The organism is Bibersteinia trehalosi USDA-ARS-USMARC-188 (assembly GCF_000521725.1).
GTDB classification, from domain to species: domain Bacteria; phylum Pseudomonadota; class Gammaproteobacteria; order Enterobacterales; family Pasteurellaceae; genus Bibersteinia; species Bibersteinia trehalosi.
On sequence record NZ_CP006954.1, the window covers coordinates 2,265,634 to 2,283,000 of the forward strand.

14 protein-coding genes, 1 tRNA gene and 3 rRNA genes are annotated in these 17,367 nt (G+C 43.1%); 11 read left to right on the forward strand and 7 right to left on the reverse strand.

Going from position 1 to position 17,367, the window contains the following annotated elements; genetic code table 11:
- Window positions 1-10 precede the first annotated feature (10 nt).
- From F542_RS10355 to F542_RS10405, 11 genes are all read left to right on the forward strand, one after another.
- Window positions 11-955, forward strand: coding sequence for a TIGR03571 family LLM class oxidoreductase (locus F542_RS10355; RefSeq protein WP_025267488.1), 945 nt, complete (start codon window positions 11-13; stop codon window positions 953-955).
- Between the two features lie 146 nt (window positions 956-1,101).
- Entirely contained in the window at window positions 1,102-1,539 is a 438-nt protein-coding gene (locus tag F542_RS10360; protein ID WP_025267489.1) for a MarR family winged helix-turn-helix transcriptional regulator, read from the forward strand.
- A gap of 19 nt (window positions 1,540-1,558) precedes the next feature.
- Window positions 1,559-1,891: a DMT family transporter gene (locus F542_RS10365; RefSeq protein ID WP_025267490.1), complete on the forward strand. Its 333-nt coding sequence runs from the start codon at window positions 1,559-1,561 to the stop codon at window positions 1,889-1,891.
- Between the two features lie 147 nt (window positions 1,892-2,038).
- Window positions 2,039-2,359, forward strand: coding sequence for an ArsR/SmtB family transcription factor (locus tag F542_RS10370; RefSeq protein ID WP_025267491.1), 321 nt, complete (start codon window positions 2,039-2,041; stop codon window positions 2,357-2,359).
- An 81-nt stretch (window positions 2,360-2,440) separates the two neighbouring features.
- Window positions 2,441-3,652 carry an NADH:flavin oxidoreductase/NADH oxidase family protein gene (locus F542_RS10375; protein WP_025267492.1) on the forward strand — a complete coding sequence of 404 codons (1,212 nt, stop codon included), beginning with the start codon at window positions 2,441-2,443 and terminating at the stop codon, window positions 3,650-3,652.
- A gap of 221 nt (window positions 3,653-3,873) precedes the next feature.
- Window positions 3,874-4,329 carry a ferritin-like domain-containing protein gene (locus tag F542_RS10380; RefSeq protein ID WP_025267493.1) on the forward strand — a complete coding sequence of 152 codons (456 nt, stop codon included), beginning with the start codon at window positions 3,874-3,876 and terminating at the stop codon, window positions 4,327-4,329.
- Between the two features lie 46 nt (window positions 4,330-4,375).
- Window positions 4,376-5,167, forward strand: a complete 792-nt coding sequence (locus F542_RS10385; protein WP_025267494.1) for an HpcH/HpaI aldolase family protein — start codon at window positions 4,376-4,378, stop codon at window positions 5,165-5,167.
- A 36-nt stretch (window positions 5,168-5,203) separates the two neighbouring features.
- Complete coding sequence (locus tag F542_RS10390) at window positions 5,204-5,761, forward strand: NAD(P)H-dependent oxidoreductase (RefSeq protein WP_025267495.1); 558 nt, start codon at window positions 5,204-5,206, stop codon at window positions 5,759-5,761.
- A gap of 89 nt (window positions 5,762-5,850) precedes the next feature.
- A complete protein-coding gene (locus F542_RS10395; RefSeq protein WP_025267496.1) occupies window positions 5,851-6,843 on the forward strand; it encodes an LLM class flavin-dependent oxidoreductase in 993 nt (330 codons plus the stop codon).
- Window positions 6,844-6,957: 114 nt separating this feature from the next.
- Entirely contained in the window at window positions 6,958-7,389 is a 432-nt protein-coding gene (locus F542_RS10400; protein WP_015431511.1) for an organic hydroperoxide resistance protein, read from the forward strand.
- A 70-nt stretch (window positions 7,390-7,459) separates the two neighbouring features.
- On the forward strand, window positions 7,460-8,080 hold the full coding sequence (locus tag F542_RS10405) for a glutathione S-transferase family protein (RefSeq protein WP_015431510.1): 621 nt from the start codon (window positions 7,460-7,462) through the stop codon (window positions 8,078-8,080).
- A 56-nt stretch (window positions 8,081-8,136) separates the two neighbouring features.
- On the opposite strand, the gene F542_RS10410 is transcribed toward F542_RS10405, so the two are convergent.
- The 7 genes from F542_RS10410 to rbsK all read right to left on the reverse strand — a co-directional run bounded on the left by F542_RS10410 (window position 8,137) and on the right by rbsK (window position 17,339).
- Window positions 8,137-8,925 carry a patatin-like phospholipase family protein gene (locus F542_RS10410; protein WP_015431509.1) on the reverse strand — a complete coding sequence of 263 codons (789 nt, stop codon included), beginning with the start codon at window positions 8,923-8,925 and terminating at the stop codon, window positions 8,137-8,139.
- Window positions 8,926-9,208: 283 nt separating this feature from the next.
- A 5S ribosomal RNA gene (gene rrf, locus F542_RS10415) occupies window positions 9,209-9,324 on the reverse strand.
- A gap of 212 nt (window positions 9,325-9,536) precedes the next feature.
- Window positions 9,537-12,431 (reverse strand): 23S ribosomal RNA (locus F542_RS10420).
- A 210-nt stretch (window positions 12,432-12,641) separates the two neighbouring features.
- A tRNA-Glu gene (locus tag F542_RS10425) sits at window positions 12,642-12,717 on the reverse strand.
- Window positions 12,718-12,883: 166 nt separating this feature from the next.
- Window positions 12,884-14,423 (reverse strand): 16S ribosomal RNA (locus F542_RS10430).
- Together the 16S, 23S and 5S rRNA genes with 1 tRNA gene alongside form the textbook arrangement of a ribosomal RNA operon.
- Window positions 14,424-14,812: 389 nt before the next feature.
- Entirely contained in the window at window positions 14,813-16,306 is a 1,494-nt protein-coding gene (locus F542_RS10435) for a PTS transporter subunit EIIC (protein ID WP_015431507.1), read from the reverse strand.
- A 109-nt stretch (window positions 16,307-16,415) separates the two neighbouring features.
- On the reverse strand, window positions 16,416-17,339 hold the full coding sequence (gene rbsK / locus F542_RS10440; RefSeq protein WP_015431506.1) for a ribokinase: 924 nt from the start codon (window positions 17,337-17,339) through the stop codon (window positions 16,416-16,418).
- Window positions 17,340-17,367: the final 28 nt, after the last annotated feature.

Genomic DNA, 17,367 nt, shown 5'->3' on the forward strand with positions numbered 1-17,367 from the left:
GGAATACGAAATGACGACGCAATCTCCTGCTTTTTCTCAAGTTTTTCAACAAGATAAATTAACCTTAGGCTTAATCGCCCCTTTTAAAGGCTATGCAGATACACCTTTTCCTGATATTTCCGATTTAGGCGATTTAGCGGAATTGGCCGATCAATTAGGTTTTTCCGCATTATGGCTGCGAGACGTGCCTTTTTACGATCCCCATTTTGGCGATGTGGGGCAAGGGTTAGATCCTTTTGTCGCATTAGGCTATTTAGCGGCACGCACCAAAAATATCGCACTGGGTACAGCAGGCATTGTCTCGCCCCTGCGTTCACCAGCCCATATCGCTAAATCGGCGACCAGTGTGGATAATTTAACGCAAGGGCGATTTATTTTGGGCTTATCCTCTGGCGATAGACCCGTAGAGTACCCTGCATTTAACGAAAATTTTGAAAATCGTGCTGAGCGTTTTCGGGAGAGTTTTGATTTAATCCGCACGCTCACTGATCCAAAAACACAGGATTTCCCACTGTTCAAAGGCAAACATTACGGTAGCTTAACAGGCGATATTGACACCTATCCCAAAGTGAAAAACCGCCTACCGATGGTGGCGATTGGGCGGGCAAGGCAAGAATTTGATTGGCTGGCGAATACCCCCGATGCGTGGATTTGGCATGGAGTGAATCCTGCCAATACCGCTAAAATTATTGCTCAGTTACAAGAGTTAAACCAAGATGGCATTTGGCGTCCTTTCGGCTACGCCAATTTTGTGGAATTGTTAGAAGATCCAAATGCACCTGCTCAGCTTTATAACAACATCTACTTGCGTGGTGGAGCAAATGGTTTACGAGAATTTTGGCAAGAGCAGAAAGAACAAGGCTTAGCACACGTAACGATCAATCTCAAACCTACCACTCGCCCAGCGAAAGAGGCATTACAAGATTTAGCAGAAAATGTGTTAGCAAAATTATGATGAAAAGAGACCGCTTGTGATTAACAAGCGGTCTTTTTCTTTTCAAAATCTGCAAAATAACCTTTCAGATAGTCTGAAAATTAACCCTTGAATTTAGTCTTAAAATTGACTAAAATACACAAAATTAGTTAATTTTAGGACTATTTATGCTAAAAGTCAGCCCCAATATCCTTGATGAAATCGGCGATGCCTGTACAAGGGTCAATTTAAGCTATGCCATTTTTGCTAAAAATCATCAGATAAATGCCAACGAGCTTGCCATTCTTTATACGCTTTGGATTAGTGATTTTGCCACGCAAAAACACATTGCCGACAAATATCATCTTGCCAAACAAACCATTCACACCCTTTGTAAAAAATATGAAGCAGACGGCATCATTGTGATTCAAAGTAGTGATAACGATAAGCGAGAAAAAATCCTATCTTTAACTGATAAAGGCAAAGCTTTTGCAAAGCCGATTATTGAACCGCTATTAAACCTTGAACAAAAAATCATTGATGAGTTTGGCGATGAGCAAATGTTATTGCTATTAAAGCAAATGCAAAACTTGCAAACCTTAATGGCAAATTATTTGGAAAGTTAATTTTATTTTAGGAGTATTTATGCACTGGTCTATTTTCTTGGCGATTGCCGTTTGTAGTGAAGTTTTTGGTTCAACAATGATTAAGCTCTCACAAGGCTTTACCAAGCCCTTACCATCTGTCGGTGTGGCGATTGGCTTTGCGTTGGCGTTTTATTGTTTGTCTTTAACGCTAAAATCCATTCCGCTGGGTATGGCATATGCCATTTGGTCGGGCGTAGGGCTAGTTTTGACGGCAATTGTTGGTGTGGTAGTGTTTGGCGAAAAGGTAGATTTTTGGGGAATGGTGAGTATTGCCCTGATTTTGGCTGGGGTGATAATGATGAATACATTGTCTAAAATGGGTGGACATTAAACTTATACCGTGCCGCTTGTTGAGCTAATCTACAAGCGGTATTTTTTAACGAAAAATCTGTAAATCACCAATTGATTTTCCATTTGCTTGTTGAATTACTTGATGTTGTATTATAATGCGTCTAAATTTTTAAACCTATAATCTGATATGAACGAACAAACCTATGCGATGCAGTTGATGAAAGATTGCATTCCCATTTTTACCGTTTTAGCTGATGAAAATCGTCATCTAATTTTAAAACTTTTACTGGATCGGGGTGCAATGAATGTCAATCAAATTACAGAACAGCTACATCTTTCTCGCCCTGCGGTGTCGCATCATCTGAAAATCATGTTGCAGGCGAATGCGGTGAGCGTGGAGCAAATTGGCAAAGAGCGTTTTTATCGTTTAGCAATGAAAGAAGAGATTGAAAAAATAGGCAAGCTGGTTGAGTTGATGAGACAGTATTGCCCAAGCCAATCCGAATAGTATTACGGGTGCAGCCATTGCACCTTTTATTTTGATAAACAAGTTTACATTTTTAAACATATAAACACTATGGAGATTTTTATGTTATTTCAACCTTTCACTTTCCCCAACGGCCAAACCGCTAAAAACCGTTTTTTTAAATCGGCAATGGAAGAGCAACTTGCGAAAAATGACCGCCCCACGCCACATTTGGTGAAGCTTTATCGCACTTGGGCAAAAGGCGGAGCTGGCGTATTGGTCACAGGGAATGTGATGGTAAGCCGTCAAGGAAAAGGTTCGATCAATGATGTTGTCATTTCTGATGAGACCGATTTAACTACTCTTAAAGCGTGGGCAGAAGCGGGGAAAACCGATAATACGTTGTTGATTATGCAAATTAACCACGCAGGTAAACAGTCGCCCAACGTTATCAATCCTACCCCTGTTGCTCCCAGTGCTGTTCCTTTGGTGGGAATGGACGGCTTTATCAATCCGCCTCGTGCACTACAAGCGGTAGAAATTCAACAAATTATTGCAGAATTTATCCGCACGGCTCAAATTGCCGAAAAAGCAGGGTTTAGCGGCGTACAAATTCACGCCGCACACGGCTATTTAATTAGCCAATTTCTCTCTCCTCATCATAACCAACGCAGTGATGAATGGGGCGGTAGTTTAGCCAATCGTATGCGATTTTTGGTTGAAATTTATCACGGCATTCGTGCCAATGTTAGGCAGGATTTTCTCGTAGGGGTGAAACTGAATTCGGCTGACTTTCAAAAAGGTGGTTTTGATGAAACAGAAAGCATTCAAGTTGTGCAAAAACTGTCGGCATTAGGCATTGATTTCATTGAGATTTCAGGCGGAAACTATGAAAGCCCAGCGATGCTTGCCGAAAAATCTAGCACTCGTCAGCGAGAAGCTTTTTTTATTGATTATGCTGAAAAAGCGAGAAAAGTCAGCCAAGTACCGCTAATTATTACAGGCGGGGTTAGAAGCGAAACTGCCATGAATGATGCTCTAGCTAGCGGTCATTTAGACTTTGTCGGCATTGCAAGACCCTTTGCCTTGATGCCAGATTTACCAAACCAAATTCAACACGGCATTTATCAAACCCTAAGCACAAACCGCATTCAAACGGGCTTTGCACCGATTGATAAAAAGGTCGGGGCAATGCTGGAAATGAATTGGTATATGGCTCAAATGGCATTGATGGGGCAAGGTAAATTGCCTAATCTCAAATTATCCGCATGGAAAGTGTTATTCAAATCACTGTGGGAAAACGGCAAGGCTGGGTTGAGAACGGGAAGAAGCTAAATGAAAATAACGGCTTGCTCCTTTGTTTTCTCAATGGGGCGAGCCTTAAAATCAACGAGCTTAGACAAGCGGTGGATTTTGGCGAGAAATCTGCAAATAATCATAACATTCTTTGATGTCATTTCCATTTATGGAAACCATCTTTCCATTAAAATAGATTGCACGCAATTAAATTTGGATCTATTATATATTCATTCCTTACTTAAATCAGGAGAAAAATAATGAATAGCAAAATTATTGAAAAATTAAACGAACTATTAGCGGTATATCAAATGGCAAACATTCAGCATCAAACACACTTAGTATTGGTGCGTGCGTGGGGCTATGAAAAATTGGCAGAGACAATGGCAGCTCATATTGATGATGAGCCAGAAACGATCATCAATTTACAAAATCGTATTTTGGATTTAGGTGGTGAAATTGCTTACACTTTGCCACAACCTACTTTTGGTACAGATATTGCCAGTGCATTTGAAGCTGATTTGAAATTACAAATTGACGCTCGCCCTCGTTTAAATGAAGTGATTGAGCTTTTCCAAGCAGAGCACGATGCCACCTCTCGTGTGTTGGTGGAAGAGATTTTAAAAGATGAAGAAGAGCATTTAGCGTGGTTAGAAGCGGAAATGAGCTTGTTAGACCGTTTGGGCGATCAGCTTTATTTAGCGGCAAGAGCGTAACAAGCGGTTTAAATACCATAAAAATTTGCAAACAAGGATACTCATTATGCGTCAATTTGATAAAGATTATTTAACCAATCCATTTAAACAAGCCGTGACTAATCATCAAGTGCAGGTTGGTTTTGCGCTCAGTTCAGGTTCAGCAACGGTCGCTGAAATTGTGGCAGGTTCGGGCTTTGATTTCCTTTGGATTGATGGCGAACACGGGCCAAATACGCTTGAAACTGTTCTTGCTCAGGCAAGAGCGATTGCGGCTTACGATAGCCACGTAGTCGTTCGCCCATTAGAAAGCGACCGCGCGTTAATTAAACAGCTCCTTGATGCAGGCATTCAATCTATTATTGCCCCGATGATTGAAACAGGCGAGCAAGCCAAATATATCGCAGAATCTATGTATTATCCGCCAAAAGGCAAGCGTGGATTTGGGGCACCGGGCGCAAGAGCAGGACGTTGGGGACGCATTCCAGATTATGCTGCAAGCGGTGAGCAACATCTATTCCTTGCACTACAAATTGAGAGCAAATTAGGTGTGCAAAATGCCGAAGCGATTGCCAAAACCGAAGGGGTAGATGCTATTTTCTTAGGCCCTGCTGATTTGGCGGTGGATATGGGCTATTATGGTGATTTCTCTGGCGAAGAGATGCAAGCAACCATCAAAAAGCTGATTCAAGATATTCGTGGTTGGGGAAAACCAGTCGGTACTCTTGCAAGCTCGCCAGAAGAAGCACAACGCTACATTGAGTGGGGAGCAAGTTTCGTGGTGGTTGGTGCTGATGTCTTTGCGCTTGCCCACGTTGCAGACAGCACTGTTGAGGCGTATCGTGTGTTAAAAGGTTAATTTCATTCAATTATTCATTTTTAGAAGGAACATTGTATGGCTAACATTTTAGTGATTTCAGCACATCAAAATCTCAATCATTCAACAAGTAATCGTTTGATTTTAGATGAATTGGAACAAGGCTTAGGTTCACAAGTGAGTATTCGCCGTTTAAGTGAACTTTATCCTGACTTTAACATTGATGTTAGTGCAGAGCAGCAAGCCCTGCTGGAAGCGGATGTTGTCGTATTGCAATACCCAATTTTTTGGTACAACACCCCTGCGATTTTGAAAAAATGGCTTGATGACGTGTGGACATACGGCTTTGCTTATGGTGAAGGCGGTGATAAGTTGAAAGGTAAGAAATTATTGGTTTCTACCACCACAGGCGGTGTTAAAGAGGTTTACACTGATGAAGTAATGGGCAAAATAGACGACCTGCTTAAGCCAATGAAAAGTTCAGCGATTTATGCAAGTTTTGAATGGCTTGAACCAGAGGTGAGCTATGCGCAACTTTACATTCCAAACGTGCATACAGAAGCGGATTTAGCCAATGTACAAGCTAAAGCCAAAGCACATGCTGCACGAGTAATTGCTAAGTTAGCAAACCTATAAAAGTATCTTTTTTACCTTTGCAAGCGGTGGTTTTTTCGCAAAATTTTGCTAAAAATCTACCGCTTGTTGTTTATTGTTCGGAAAGCAAAATGAAATTATCAGCATTAAGCCTTGTGCCTATTCGTCAAGGGCAAACACATAAGCAAGCGATTGAAGCGATGTTGCGAGAAGTAAAATTAGCCGAAGAGTTAGGGTTTGAACGCTACTGGATTGCCGAGCATCACAACATTAAAGCCTATGCCAGCTCTGCGACACAAATTTTAGTCTCACAAATTTTGCACCATACCGACCGCATTAAAGTTGGGGCGGGCGGGGTGATGAGTCCGAACCATAGCCCGCTTATTGTGGCAGAACAATATGGCACTTTGGCAACTCTCTACCCCAATCGGGTGGAAATCGGAATAGGGCGGGCTAAGGGAACCGATCCTTTTACCGCACGAGCTTTGCGTAGTGTGAATCCTGATCACGAGCAATATGTGAATGAATTACAGGGCTATTTTGGTACGGAGAAGTTAAATGGTGTCAATGCTATTCCCGGTGTAGAAACCAATGTGCCAATGTTTATTTTAGGCTCTAGTGTATCCAGTGCCTACTATGCAGCAGAAAAAGGCTTGCCCTATGCTTTTGCTTCGCACTTTATGCCGATGCAACAAAAAGAAGCCATTACCATTTACCGCCAACATTTCCAACCGTCCGCCTATTGCCAACATCCTTATGTGATTTTATGTTGGAACCTTGCGGTAGCGGATAGCGATGAAGAAGCGTATTACAACAACAGTACGTTGATTCAATTATTTTTAAATGAGCAACGAGGACTAAACATTCCCGTTCAACCTCCCATTGTACAGATTGATTACAGTTCTGCTGCCGAAGAGCGTTCAATCCAACTGCAAACCGCAGGGATTTTTATAGGCAGTAAAGCAACGGTTGCTAAGCAGTATGCGCAATTCCGCCAAGAATTTGACGGCGTTGATGAGATTATGTGTACAGGCTATATCTGGGACGAAGCTAAAATGCAGAAATCCTATCGCTTGTTTAAAGAAATTGTTGATGAATATGAGCTGATGTATTCTAGCAAATAATTTAAGTATTTTTCAAAATTATATTGCACACAATAAAAATAAGCGTATAATATTCCCCAATACGCAATGACAAACGTATAGTTCACTTTAAATTGTTTTTATTAAGGAATTACTATGAAAATTTTTTACCACACAAGTGCAACTGCAACAGGCGGTCGTGATGGACATACCCGTGTAGATGACGGTTCAATCGGCTTTGATTTAGTTGGTTTCCAAAACGAGAGCGGCAAAGAAGGAACTAACCCCGAGCAACTTTTTGCTATGGGGTACGCAGCATGCTTTGACAGTGCAATGAATCATGTTGCACCAACCTTAGGCATTAAGCCAAGTCAATCTTCTACATCGGTTGCGGTGGGAATCGGGCAAAAAGCCGACGGTGCATTCTCATTAGATTTAGATATCACTATTACCGTAGCAGGAATTAGCGAAGCAGAAGCCCGTACATTAATTGAACGTGCACACGAAGTTTGTCCATATTCAAATGCGGTACGGGGCAATGTGGAAACTCGTTTACACGTAAATTTAATTCAATCTTTTGATTTGTAATTTAAGCGGTCGTTTTGGTAAAGAAATTTGCAAAACGACCGTTTTTATCTTTAGGCTAAAGGACGAAATTATGATTACATTACATTATTTGAAACAATCTTGTTCACACCGTATTGTTTGGCTCTTAGAAGAATTAGGGTTAGATTACGAGCTCAAAATTTATGATCGAGAGCCCGAAACTGGCTTTGCACCAGCTGAATTAAAAGCACAACATCCATTAGGTAAAGCTCCTGTATTACAAGATGGGAATTTAATACTCGCCGAGGGTAATGCAATTATTCAGCACCTGCTTGATCGCTACGATAATGGTAAACTCACTCCTCATCACAAAACTGACGACTACTCTTACTATCTTTATTGGCTCTCTATTTCTGCCTCACTATTCTCAGCAAATTTAGCACAACTCTTGGCAAAGCAAGGCGACCTAGGTGCATACAACGACTATGCTAAAATGCAAACAACACTTTATTTCAAGCATATTGAACAGGCTCTCGCAGGTAAAAAATGGATTATAGGCGAACAATTGACTGGAGCTGATTTCTCGCTCAGCTTTCCATTACAATGGGGGAAAAATTATGTTGATCTGGCAGATTATCCAAATATTCAGCGTTACTTAGCACAAATTGAACAATACCCAAGCTATCTCCGAGCAAATCAAAAAGCAGCGATTCTAGACATGGGGGCATTTTAAACTAGATAAGCAATGCCACTTAAATTAAGCGGCATTGTTTTAAAGTAGAACAGCATTTACCCAAATATACTCGGGTTTAACTTTGCGAATTCTCTTTTAGCAGTCTGATAGCCTAAATTAAAAATAGCATCAAGTCGCTTACTTGATAATTCAAATACACTGTATTGATTAACGTCTTTGGGATTAATCAACCAGTCACAAAAACGATTCTGCATAGCAGAATTCTGTGACATCATAATTTCAATCGCACGCCATGCTGTTTGAGGAGCAAAAGCAAATTTGTTTGCTGGCTTATAGTCTAAACCGCAATCTAAATTTACCCCTATGACAAAATCACATCGCCCTTGAATTACATTAGCTGGAAAATTATTTAAAATACCACCATCGCTATATAATTTTCCTTCTACCATGATTGGAGAGAATACGCCAGGAAAAGCACAAGATGCAGCAACCGCTTCTTTCAATTTAGTTTGAGGGCTAAAAATCTTAGGTTTTGCCGTCTCAATATTTGTCGCAGAAATATAAACTTCTTTTGGTAAATCTCCCACTCTTAACTCACCAAATACTTGTTCTAAATAGACCATAAATTTTTCAGCATTTAATAATCCATTTTTGGCTAGGGAAAAATGGTGTACATTAAACAAATTAACCGAGCGGAAAAACTCTAATATCTCCCGAGGGCTTTTGCCTACAGCATATAGACTACTAATAAGAGCTCCTGCACTAGTACCAGAGAAGATCTGCGGCTCAATCTTCTGCTCTTGCAGAAACTGCAATACTCCTGCGTGAACCAACCCTTTATGTCCTCCGCCCGATAAAACTAAACCAATAGAATACTGTTGCATTTCGTTTCCTTCATTTCAGCTAGAGAACTCAATATAGCATATATGGATTTTCCTTAGCCAGAGAACGAATAGCCAGCCCGTAAATTTTCGAAAGTTTTGCACATTTCAGATATAAATAAACCGCTTGTATTCGTTTATTGCCAATAACAAGCGGTTTATTTTCACTAAAAATCTGCAAAAGTGTAGCGGATACGTAGCAGATACAATAAAACATTTCGGATAAACTCAAAACATCCAAAAGCAAAAACCCCAAGCCTCGCGACTTGGGGTTCCTTAAATAATACCCTGATGTAGCCCTACTCTCACATGGGGAAACCCCACACTACCATCGGCGTTACTGCGTTTCACTTCTGAGTTCGGTATGGGGTCAGGTGGTACCACAGCACTATGGACATCAGGAAAATCTTCGATGATTTCTGTCCGTTATATTGTTGTTCTTTATCTCTCTGTTTAGGGCGAATATTATTCGCCCCTACATTTAAATTTGAAACAAGCTAAATCCTGATTTTTCGTTCTTGTGCTTTCTTTTCGCACACTCTGTTAATTCCGCAATCGCTCCTGTCTTCTGTCATCTGAAGTCTGACATCTGAACCAAAAACGCTTGAGGTTGTATAGTTAAGCCTCTCGGGCAATTAGTATCTGTTAGCTCAACGTCTCGCAACGCTTACACATCAGACCTATCTACGTCGTAGTCTCCAACAACCCTTACTAGCTTATAGCTAGGGAGAACTCATCTCTTGGCAAGTTTCGTGCTTAGATGCTTTCAGCACTTATCTCTTCCGCACTTAGCTACCCGGCAATGCGTCTGGCGACACAACCGGAACACCAGTGGTGCGTCCACTCCGGTCCTCTCGTACTAGGAGCAGCCCCAACCAATTCTCCAACGCCCACGGCAGATAGGGACCGAACTGTCTCACGACGTTCTAAACCCAGCTCGCGTACCACTTTAAATGGCGAACAGCCATACCCTTGGGACCTACTTCAGCCCCAGGATGTGATGAGCCGACATCGAGGTGCCAAACACCGCCGTCGATATGAACTCTTGGGCGGTATCAGCCTGTTATCCCCGGAGTACCTTTTATCCGTTGAGCGATGGCCCTTCCATTCAGAACCACCGGATCACTATGACCTGCTTTCGCACCTGCTCGACTTGTCTGTCTCGCAGTTAAGCTTGCTTATACCATTGCACTAACCTCACGATGTCCGACCGTGATTAGCAAACCTTCGTGCTCCTCCGTTACGCTTTGGGAGGAGACCGCCCCAGTCAAACTACCCACCAGACACTGTCCGAGACCACGTTTCGTAATCTTCGTTAGAACATCAAACGTTAAAGGGTGGTATTTCAAGGACGACTCCAACAATACTGGCGTATCATCTTCATAGTCTCCCACCTATCCTACACATCAAAATTCAATGTTCAGTGTCAAGCTATAGTAAAGGTTCACGGGGTCTTTCCGTCTAGCCGCGGGTACACCGCATCTTCACGGCGATTTCAATTTCACTGAGTCTCGGGTGGAGACAGCCTGGCCATCATTATGCCATTCGTGCAGGTCGGAACTTACCCGACAAGGAATTTCGCTACCTTAGGACCGTTATAGTTACGGCCGCCGTTTACTGGGGCTTCGATCAGGAGCTTCTCTTTCGATAACACCATCAATTAACCTTCCAGCACCGGGCAGGCATCACACCCTATACGTCCACTTTCGTGTTTGCAGAGTGCTGTGTTTTTAATAAACAGTTGCAGCCAGCTGGTATCTTCGACTGGTTCAGCCTTCGGGAGTAAATCCCTACAACCTACGCCAGCGCACCTTCTCCCGAAGTTACGGTGCTATTTTGCCTAGTTCCTTCACCCGAGTTCTCTCAAGCGCCTGAGTATTCTCTACCTGACCACCTGTGTCGGTTTATAGTACGGTTTATAATAACCTGAAGCTTAGTGGCTTTTCCTGGAAGCGTGGTATCAGTTACTTCATCTCCTTAGAAACTCGTCATCACTTCTCGGTGTTAAGAAGACCCGGATTTGCCTAAGTCTTCCACCTACCAGCTTAAACAGACATCCAACAGTCTGCTAACCTAACCTTCTCCGTCCCCACATCGCAGTTATTACAAGTACGGGAATATTAACCCGTTTCCCATCGACTACGCTTTTCAGCCTCGCCTTAGGGGCCGACTCACCCTGCCCCGATTAACGTTGGACAGGAACCCTTAGTCTTCCGGCGAACGAGTTTTTCACTCGTTTTATCGTTACTTATGTCAGCATTCGCACTCGTGATACGTCCAGCAAACCTCTCGATTCACCTTCTTCCGCTTACACGACGCTCCCCTACCCAACAGACTTTCGTCTGATGCCGCAGCTTCGGTGCTATATTTTAGCCCCGTTACATCTTCCGCGCAGGCCGACTCGACTAGTGAGCTATTACGCTTTCTTTAAATGGTGGCTGCTTCTAAGCCAACATCCTAGCTGTCTAAGCCTTCCCACTTCGTTTCCCACTTAATATAGACTTTGGGACCTTAGCTGGCGGTCTGGGTTGTTTCCCTCTCCACGATGGACGTTAGCACCCACCGTGTGTCTCCTGAGTATCACTCTTCGGTATTCGCAGTTTGCATCGGGTTGGTAATCCGGGATGGACCCCTAGCCGAAACAGTGCTCTACCCCCGAAGGTGTCCGCTCAAGGCTCTACCTAAATAGATTTCGGGGAGAACCAGCTATCTCCCGGTTTGATTGGCCTTTCACCCCCAGCCACAAGTCATCCGCTAATTTTTCAACATTAGTCGGTTCGGTCCTCCAGTTAGTGTTACCCAACCTTCAACCTGCCCATGGCTAGATCACCGGGTTTCGGGTCTATACCTTGCAACTATTCGCCCAGTTAAGACTCGGTTTCCCTACGGCTCCCTTATTCAGTTAACCTTGCTACAAAATATAAGTCGCTGACCCATTATACAAAAGGTACGCAGTCACCCCGAAGGGCTCCCACTGCTTGTACGCACAAGGTTTCAGGTTCTATTTCACTCCCCTCGCCGGGGTTCTTTTCGCCTTTCCTTCACAGTACTGGTTCACTATCGGTCAATCAGGAGTATTTAGCCTTGGAGGATGGTCCCCCCATCTTCAAACAGGATATCACGTGTCCCGCCCTACTTGTCGTTAGCCTAGTACCACCAGAATGTTTTTAGATACGGGGCTATCACCCTGTGCCGCTGAGCTTCCCAACTCATTCTCCTAACATTCAAGCTATCACTAACTGGCTCTTTCGCGTTCGCTCGCCGCTACTAACGAAATCTCGGTTGATTTCTTTTCCTCGGGGTACTTAGATGTTTCAGTTCTCCCGGTTTGCCTCATTATCCTATGTATTCAGATAATGATAGTAGGTTCTTCACCTACTGGGTTTCCCCATTCGGATATCTTGGATTAAACGCTTCTTATCAACTCATCCAAGCTTTTCGCAGATTAGCACGTCCTTCTTCGCCTCTGATTGCCAAGGCATCCACCTTGTGCGCTTAGTCACTTAACTATACAACCTCAAACATTTTAAGAATCTTAAACGGTTTAAGATTAAATAACATTAACAACTACACTTGATTGCTTTTGTTCAATCAAGATTTTGAACTACTCAGACTTTCACTTGAGGGCGTATGCAATACGCCCCTACAGAAAATCTCTCAGTTTTCAGCTTGTTTCCAATTTTTTAAAGAACAGTAAGACAATAAAAATCATCTTTAAATGGCGTCCCCACGGGGATTCGAACCCCGGTTACCGCCGTGAAAGGGCGATGTCCTAGGCCTCTAGACGATGGGGACAACATTTAAAGATGCTTTCCACTTTGCCATATCAAAGGTCGTATATTCTAGCGTTTTTGCAAGATTTTTCAAGCCCTATACCGCTTGTCTCACTCACCCGCTCAACCTTTACTCATTCATATCAAACAATCTGTGTGAACACTTGCAGTCGTTTTAGTTATCTTGGTAAGGAGGTGATCCAACCGCAGGTTCCCCTACGGTTACCTTGTTACGACTTCACCCCAGTCATGAATCATACCGTGGTAAACGCCCCCCTTGCGGTTAAGCTATCTACTTCTGGTACAACCCACTCCCATGGTGTGACGGGCGGTGTGTACAAGGCCCGGGAACGTATTCACCGCAACATTCTGATTTGCGATTACTAGCGATTCCGACTTCATGGAGTCGAGTTGCAGACTCCAATCCGGACTTAGATGCACTTTCTGAGATTGGCTCACCATCGCTGGCTCGCTACCCTCTGTATGCACCATTGTAGCACGTGTGTAGCCCTACTCGTAAGGGCCATGATGACTTGACGTCATCCCCACCTTCCTCCAGTTTATCACTGGCAGTCTCCTTTGAGTTCCCGACCAAATCGCTGGCAACAAAGGATAAGGGTTGCGCTCGTTGCGGGACTTAACCCAACATTTCACAACACGAGCTGACGACAGCCATGCAGCACCTGTCTCATGGTTCCCGAAGGCACTCTCATATCTCTACAAGATTCCATGGATGTCAAGAGTAGGTAAGGTTCTTCGCGTTGCATCGAATTAAACCACATGCTCCACCGCTTGTGCGGGCCCCCGTCAATTCATTTGAGTTTTAACCTTGCGGCCGTACTCCCCAGGCGGTTGATTTATCACGTTAGCTACGGGCACCAAGCTTAAAGCCCAATCCCCAAATCAACATCGTTTACAGCGTGGACTACCAGGGTATCTAATCCTGTTTGCTCCCCACGCTTTCGCACATGAGCGTCAGTATATTCCCAAGGGGCTGCCTTCGCCTTCGGTATTCCTCCACATCTCTACGCATTTCACCGCTACACGTGGAATTCTACCCCTCCCTAAAATACTCTAGATAGCCAGTCTGAAATGCAATTCCCAGGTTAAGCCCGGGGCTTTCACATCTCACTTAACTATCCGCCTGCGTGCCCTTTACGCCCAGTTATTCCGATTAACGCTCGCACCCTCCGTATTACCGCGGCTGCTGGCACGGAGTTAGCCGGTGCTTCTTCTGTGACTAACGTCAATTGCTTTGTCTATTAAACAAAACACCTTCCTCATCACCGAAAGAACTTTACAACCCGAAGGCCTTCTTCATTCACGCGGCATGGCTGCATCAGGGTTCCCCCCATTGTGCAATATTCCCCACTGCTGCCTCCCGTAGGAGTCTGGACCGTGTCTCAGTTCCAGTGTGGCTGGCCATCCTCTCAGACCAGCTAGAGATCGCAGGCTTGGTAGGCCTTTACCCCACCAACTACCTAATCCCACTTGGGCTCATCTTATGGCAGGTGGCCCGAAAGTCCCACCCTTTAATCTCTCGATATTACGCGGTATTAGCTACCGTTTCCAGTAGTTATCCCCCTCCATAAGCCAGATTCCCAAGCATTACTCACCCGTCCGCCACTCGTCAGCAAAGAAGCAAGCTTCTTCCTGCTACCGTTCGACTTGCATGTGTTAAGCCTGCCGCCAGCGTTCAATCTGAGCCATGATCAAACTCTTCAATTCAAAAAGTTTAATCGCTCAATAACTGCTAGCTATAAATCGCTTTATTTCTATTAAATAGAAGTAATGAATTTCTAGTTTAAGCACCTATTAAGACTTCAAAATTAAAAAATATTTTTAACTAATCAATCAACAAGTGCCCACACAGATTGTCTGATATATTGTTAAAGAACAAAAAAGAACGACGCACTGGAAAATTTATCTTTGCAACAGTGCGTCGTTGCGATGGCGTGCATTATAGAGATTTCAAAATCCTTTGCAAGCGCTTTTTTGCAAAAAATCTAAAAAAAATGACCGCTTGGCGAACTTTTCTTCGTCATGCTGAAATTAACAACTGCAGGCGGTTAATTTTTCACAAAAACACGCCTATTGCGTTGTTGTGTCATTTAATTTTAATCATCTTTACCCAGAATTTGATTAATCTCACTTTTATACAATACGGCTTTTGCCCCAAAAACGGCTTGCACTCCACCACCAACTTCCAGAACATCAATCGCACCTAACTTTCTCAGCATGGTTTTATCTACAGATTTCACCTCTTTCACAGCCACTCGTAGCCGTGTGATGCAAGCATCTACATTTTCAATATTATTTGCAGATCCCAATGCTAAGATAATTTGATGAGCCTGTTCAGTTAAAGAGCTATGTTGCTGTTTTACAGCTTCCTCGTTATCTTCTGCACGTCCTGGAGTCATCACATTAAATTTCTTAATAAGAAATAAGAAAGAGAAATAATATAATGCAGCCCAAGGCAATCCTACAATAATCACTCGAACCCAATTCGTGTTTTCATTACCTTGTAAAATACCAAACAACAAGAAATCAATAAAACCACCAGAAAACGTATTACCAATAGAAATATTTAATAAATCAGCAATATAGAATGATACGCCGTCTAAGAAGGCATGGAAGATATAAAGCCAAGGAGCAACAAACAGGAACATAAATTCAATGGGTTCTGTGATCCCTGTAATAAAAGAAGTGAGTGCAGCGCCTAAGAATAGACCGCCTATCAACTTACGGCGAGCTTTGGGGACTGCGTGATACATTGCCAAACAAGCCGCCGGCAAACCAAACATCATAGTATCAAATCTCCCAGCAAAGAAACGTGTTCCTTCAGTAAATAGTCCTTGATGATTTGGATCAGCAAGCTGGGCAAAGAAAATTTTCTGTGCACCAACAATGGCTTCACCGTTTACCATTTCTATGCCTCCCAATTCAGTGTACCAAAACAGTGGATAGATCATATGATGCAATCCAACAGCACCACTTAATCGCATTAAGAAACCATAGAAAAAGGTACCAATTTCGCCCATTTCAGCAATGCTTTGCCCCGCCGCCACTAACCAGTTTTGGAAAGTAGGCCAAATAAGGAAAAACATTGCTCCAACAAAAATAGCTGCAAATGCCGTAACAATTGGTACAAAACGAGATCCGCCAAAGAATCCCAAAATTTGAGGTAGTTGAATATTGTGATATTGATTATGTAGTTTAACTGTAATCAATCCCATCACTAACGCACCAATCACCCCAGTATCAATACCTTGAGTTTCAGGAGAAAAAATTGGGATTAACGCAGTAATCGTGCCAGTCATAATTAAATAGCCAACTACAGCTGCTAATGCTGCCACACCTTTATCCCGCTTAGCTAATCCAATACCTAACCCAATACAGAGCAATAAGGCTAAATTGGCAAACACCACACTCCCTGCTGCTGACATAATCTGAAAAACGCCTTGCAAAGTTGGATTATCTAATATTGGATACGCTTGAACTGTGGCTTTATTCGATAAAGCTCCCCCAATACCTAAGAGCAAACCTGCTGCTGGTAATATCGCTATCGGTAACATAAATGCTTTACCGATCTGTTGAAGTTGTTTAAACATAATGCTTCTCCCGAGTGACTAAATCACTAAATCATAGCGTAAATAAAAAAGCAAAGATGTGAGAAAACTCACATCTTTATAAAAATATTGTGGCGAAATAACCATTTAATCAAATATGTTGCGAAAGAAAAGCTAATGTTTCTGATCTATATGGAATAGCCGTTTGTGCGCCCAGTCGAGTAACAGATATTGCTGCCGCTGCATGGGCAAAACGAATGGCTTGTGAAAGTGTTTTACCTTCTAATAATGCCGTAACAAACCCACCATTAAAAGTATCCCCTGCCGCCGTGGTATCTATGGCTTGCACATGAAAACCGCGAATGATTTCACCGCCTCTGCCTTGTTCGCTTAAATAAACGCCTTTTGCGCCCAAGGTAATCAAAACAGTCATAATGCCCTTTTGATGAAAGACTGCTGAAGCCTGCGCTGCTGTTTGCGCATTTTCCACCTTCACTCCAGTTAAAATCTCTGCTTCAGTTTCATTTGGCGTAATAATATCCACACACGCCAACAGCTCATCTGATAATGCTTGCGCTGGCGCGGGATTTAATACCACCAGTGTCCCTGATTTTTTTGCAATTTTTGCTGCAAATTCAACCGCTTGTAACGGGCTTTCCAATTGCATTAAGAGTATATCTGCGAGCTCGATCGCTGTGCGCTGTTGTGCCACTCTATCTGTGCTTAAATTTGCATTCGCCCCTGCTGAAATAACAATAGAATTCTCTCCCTCGTCAGAAACTTGAATCATCGCCAAGCCCGTTGATTGATTAGGGATCACTTCAATCGCCTGAGTATCAATACCATCTTGCTCAAAAGCAGATTTCATTGTTTGCCCAATCGCATCATCGCCAATTGCACCGATAAATTTTACTTTTGCACCTAGCCTAGCTGCTGCCACTGCTTGATTTGCGCCTTTTCCGCCATAGGCAATTTGATAGCTATGCCCTGCTAATGTTTCACCTGATTTAGGAAAATAGGGAACGCGAATAACGTGATCAACATTGATACTACCGAGAACGCAGAGAGTTTTCATTGTTTACCCCACTGAATGTAGGGGCGAA

Coding starts and splice junctions, on each gene's coding strand:
- F542_RS10355 (WP_025267488.1), top strand. CDS start 11: ATGACGACGCAATCTCCTGCTTTTTCTCAAGTTTTTCAACAAGATAAA.
- F542_RS10360 (WP_025267489.1), top strand. CDS start 1,102: ATGCTAAAAGTCAGCCCCAATATCCTTGATGAAATCGGCGATGCCTGT.
- F542_RS10365 (WP_025267490.1), top strand. CDS start 1,559: ATGCACTGGTCTATTTTCTTGGCGATTGCCGTTTGTAGTGAAGTTTTT.
- F542_RS10370 (WP_025267491.1), top strand. CDS start 2,039: ATGAACGAACAAACCTATGCGATGCAGTTGATGAAAGATTGCATTCCC.
- F542_RS10375 (WP_025267492.1), top strand. CDS start 2,441: ATGTTATTTCAACCTTTCACTTTCCCCAACGGCCAAACCGCTAAAAAC.
- F542_RS10380 (WP_025267493.1), top strand. CDS start 3,874: ATGAATAGCAAAATTATTGAAAAATTAAACGAACTATTAGCGGTATAT.
- F542_RS10385 (WP_025267494.1), top strand. CDS start 4,376: ATGCGTCAATTTGATAAAGATTATTTAACCAATCCATTTAAACAAGCC.
- F542_RS10390 (WP_025267495.1), top strand. CDS start 5,204: ATGGCTAACATTTTAGTGATTTCAGCACATCAAAATCTCAATCATTCA.
- F542_RS10395 (WP_025267496.1), top strand. CDS start 5,851: ATGAAATTATCAGCATTAAGCCTTGTGCCTATTCGTCAAGGGCAAACA.
- F542_RS10400 (WP_015431511.1), top strand. CDS start 6,958: ATGAAAATTTTTTACCACACAAGTGCAACTGCAACAGGCGGTCGTGAT.
- F542_RS10405 (WP_015431510.1), top strand. CDS start 7,460: ATGATTACATTACATTATTTGAAACAATCTTGTTCACACCGTATTGTT.
- F542_RS10410 (WP_015431509.1), bottom strand. CDS start 8,925: ATGCAACAGTATTCTATTGGTTTAGTTTTATCGGGCGGAGGACATAAA.
- F542_RS10435 (WP_015431507.1), bottom strand. CDS start 16,306: ATGTTTAAACAACTTCAACAGATCGGTAAAGCATTTATGTTACCGATA.
- rbsK (WP_015431506.1), bottom strand. CDS start 17,339: ATGAAAACTCTCTGCGTTCTCGGTAGTATCAATGTTGATCACGTTATT.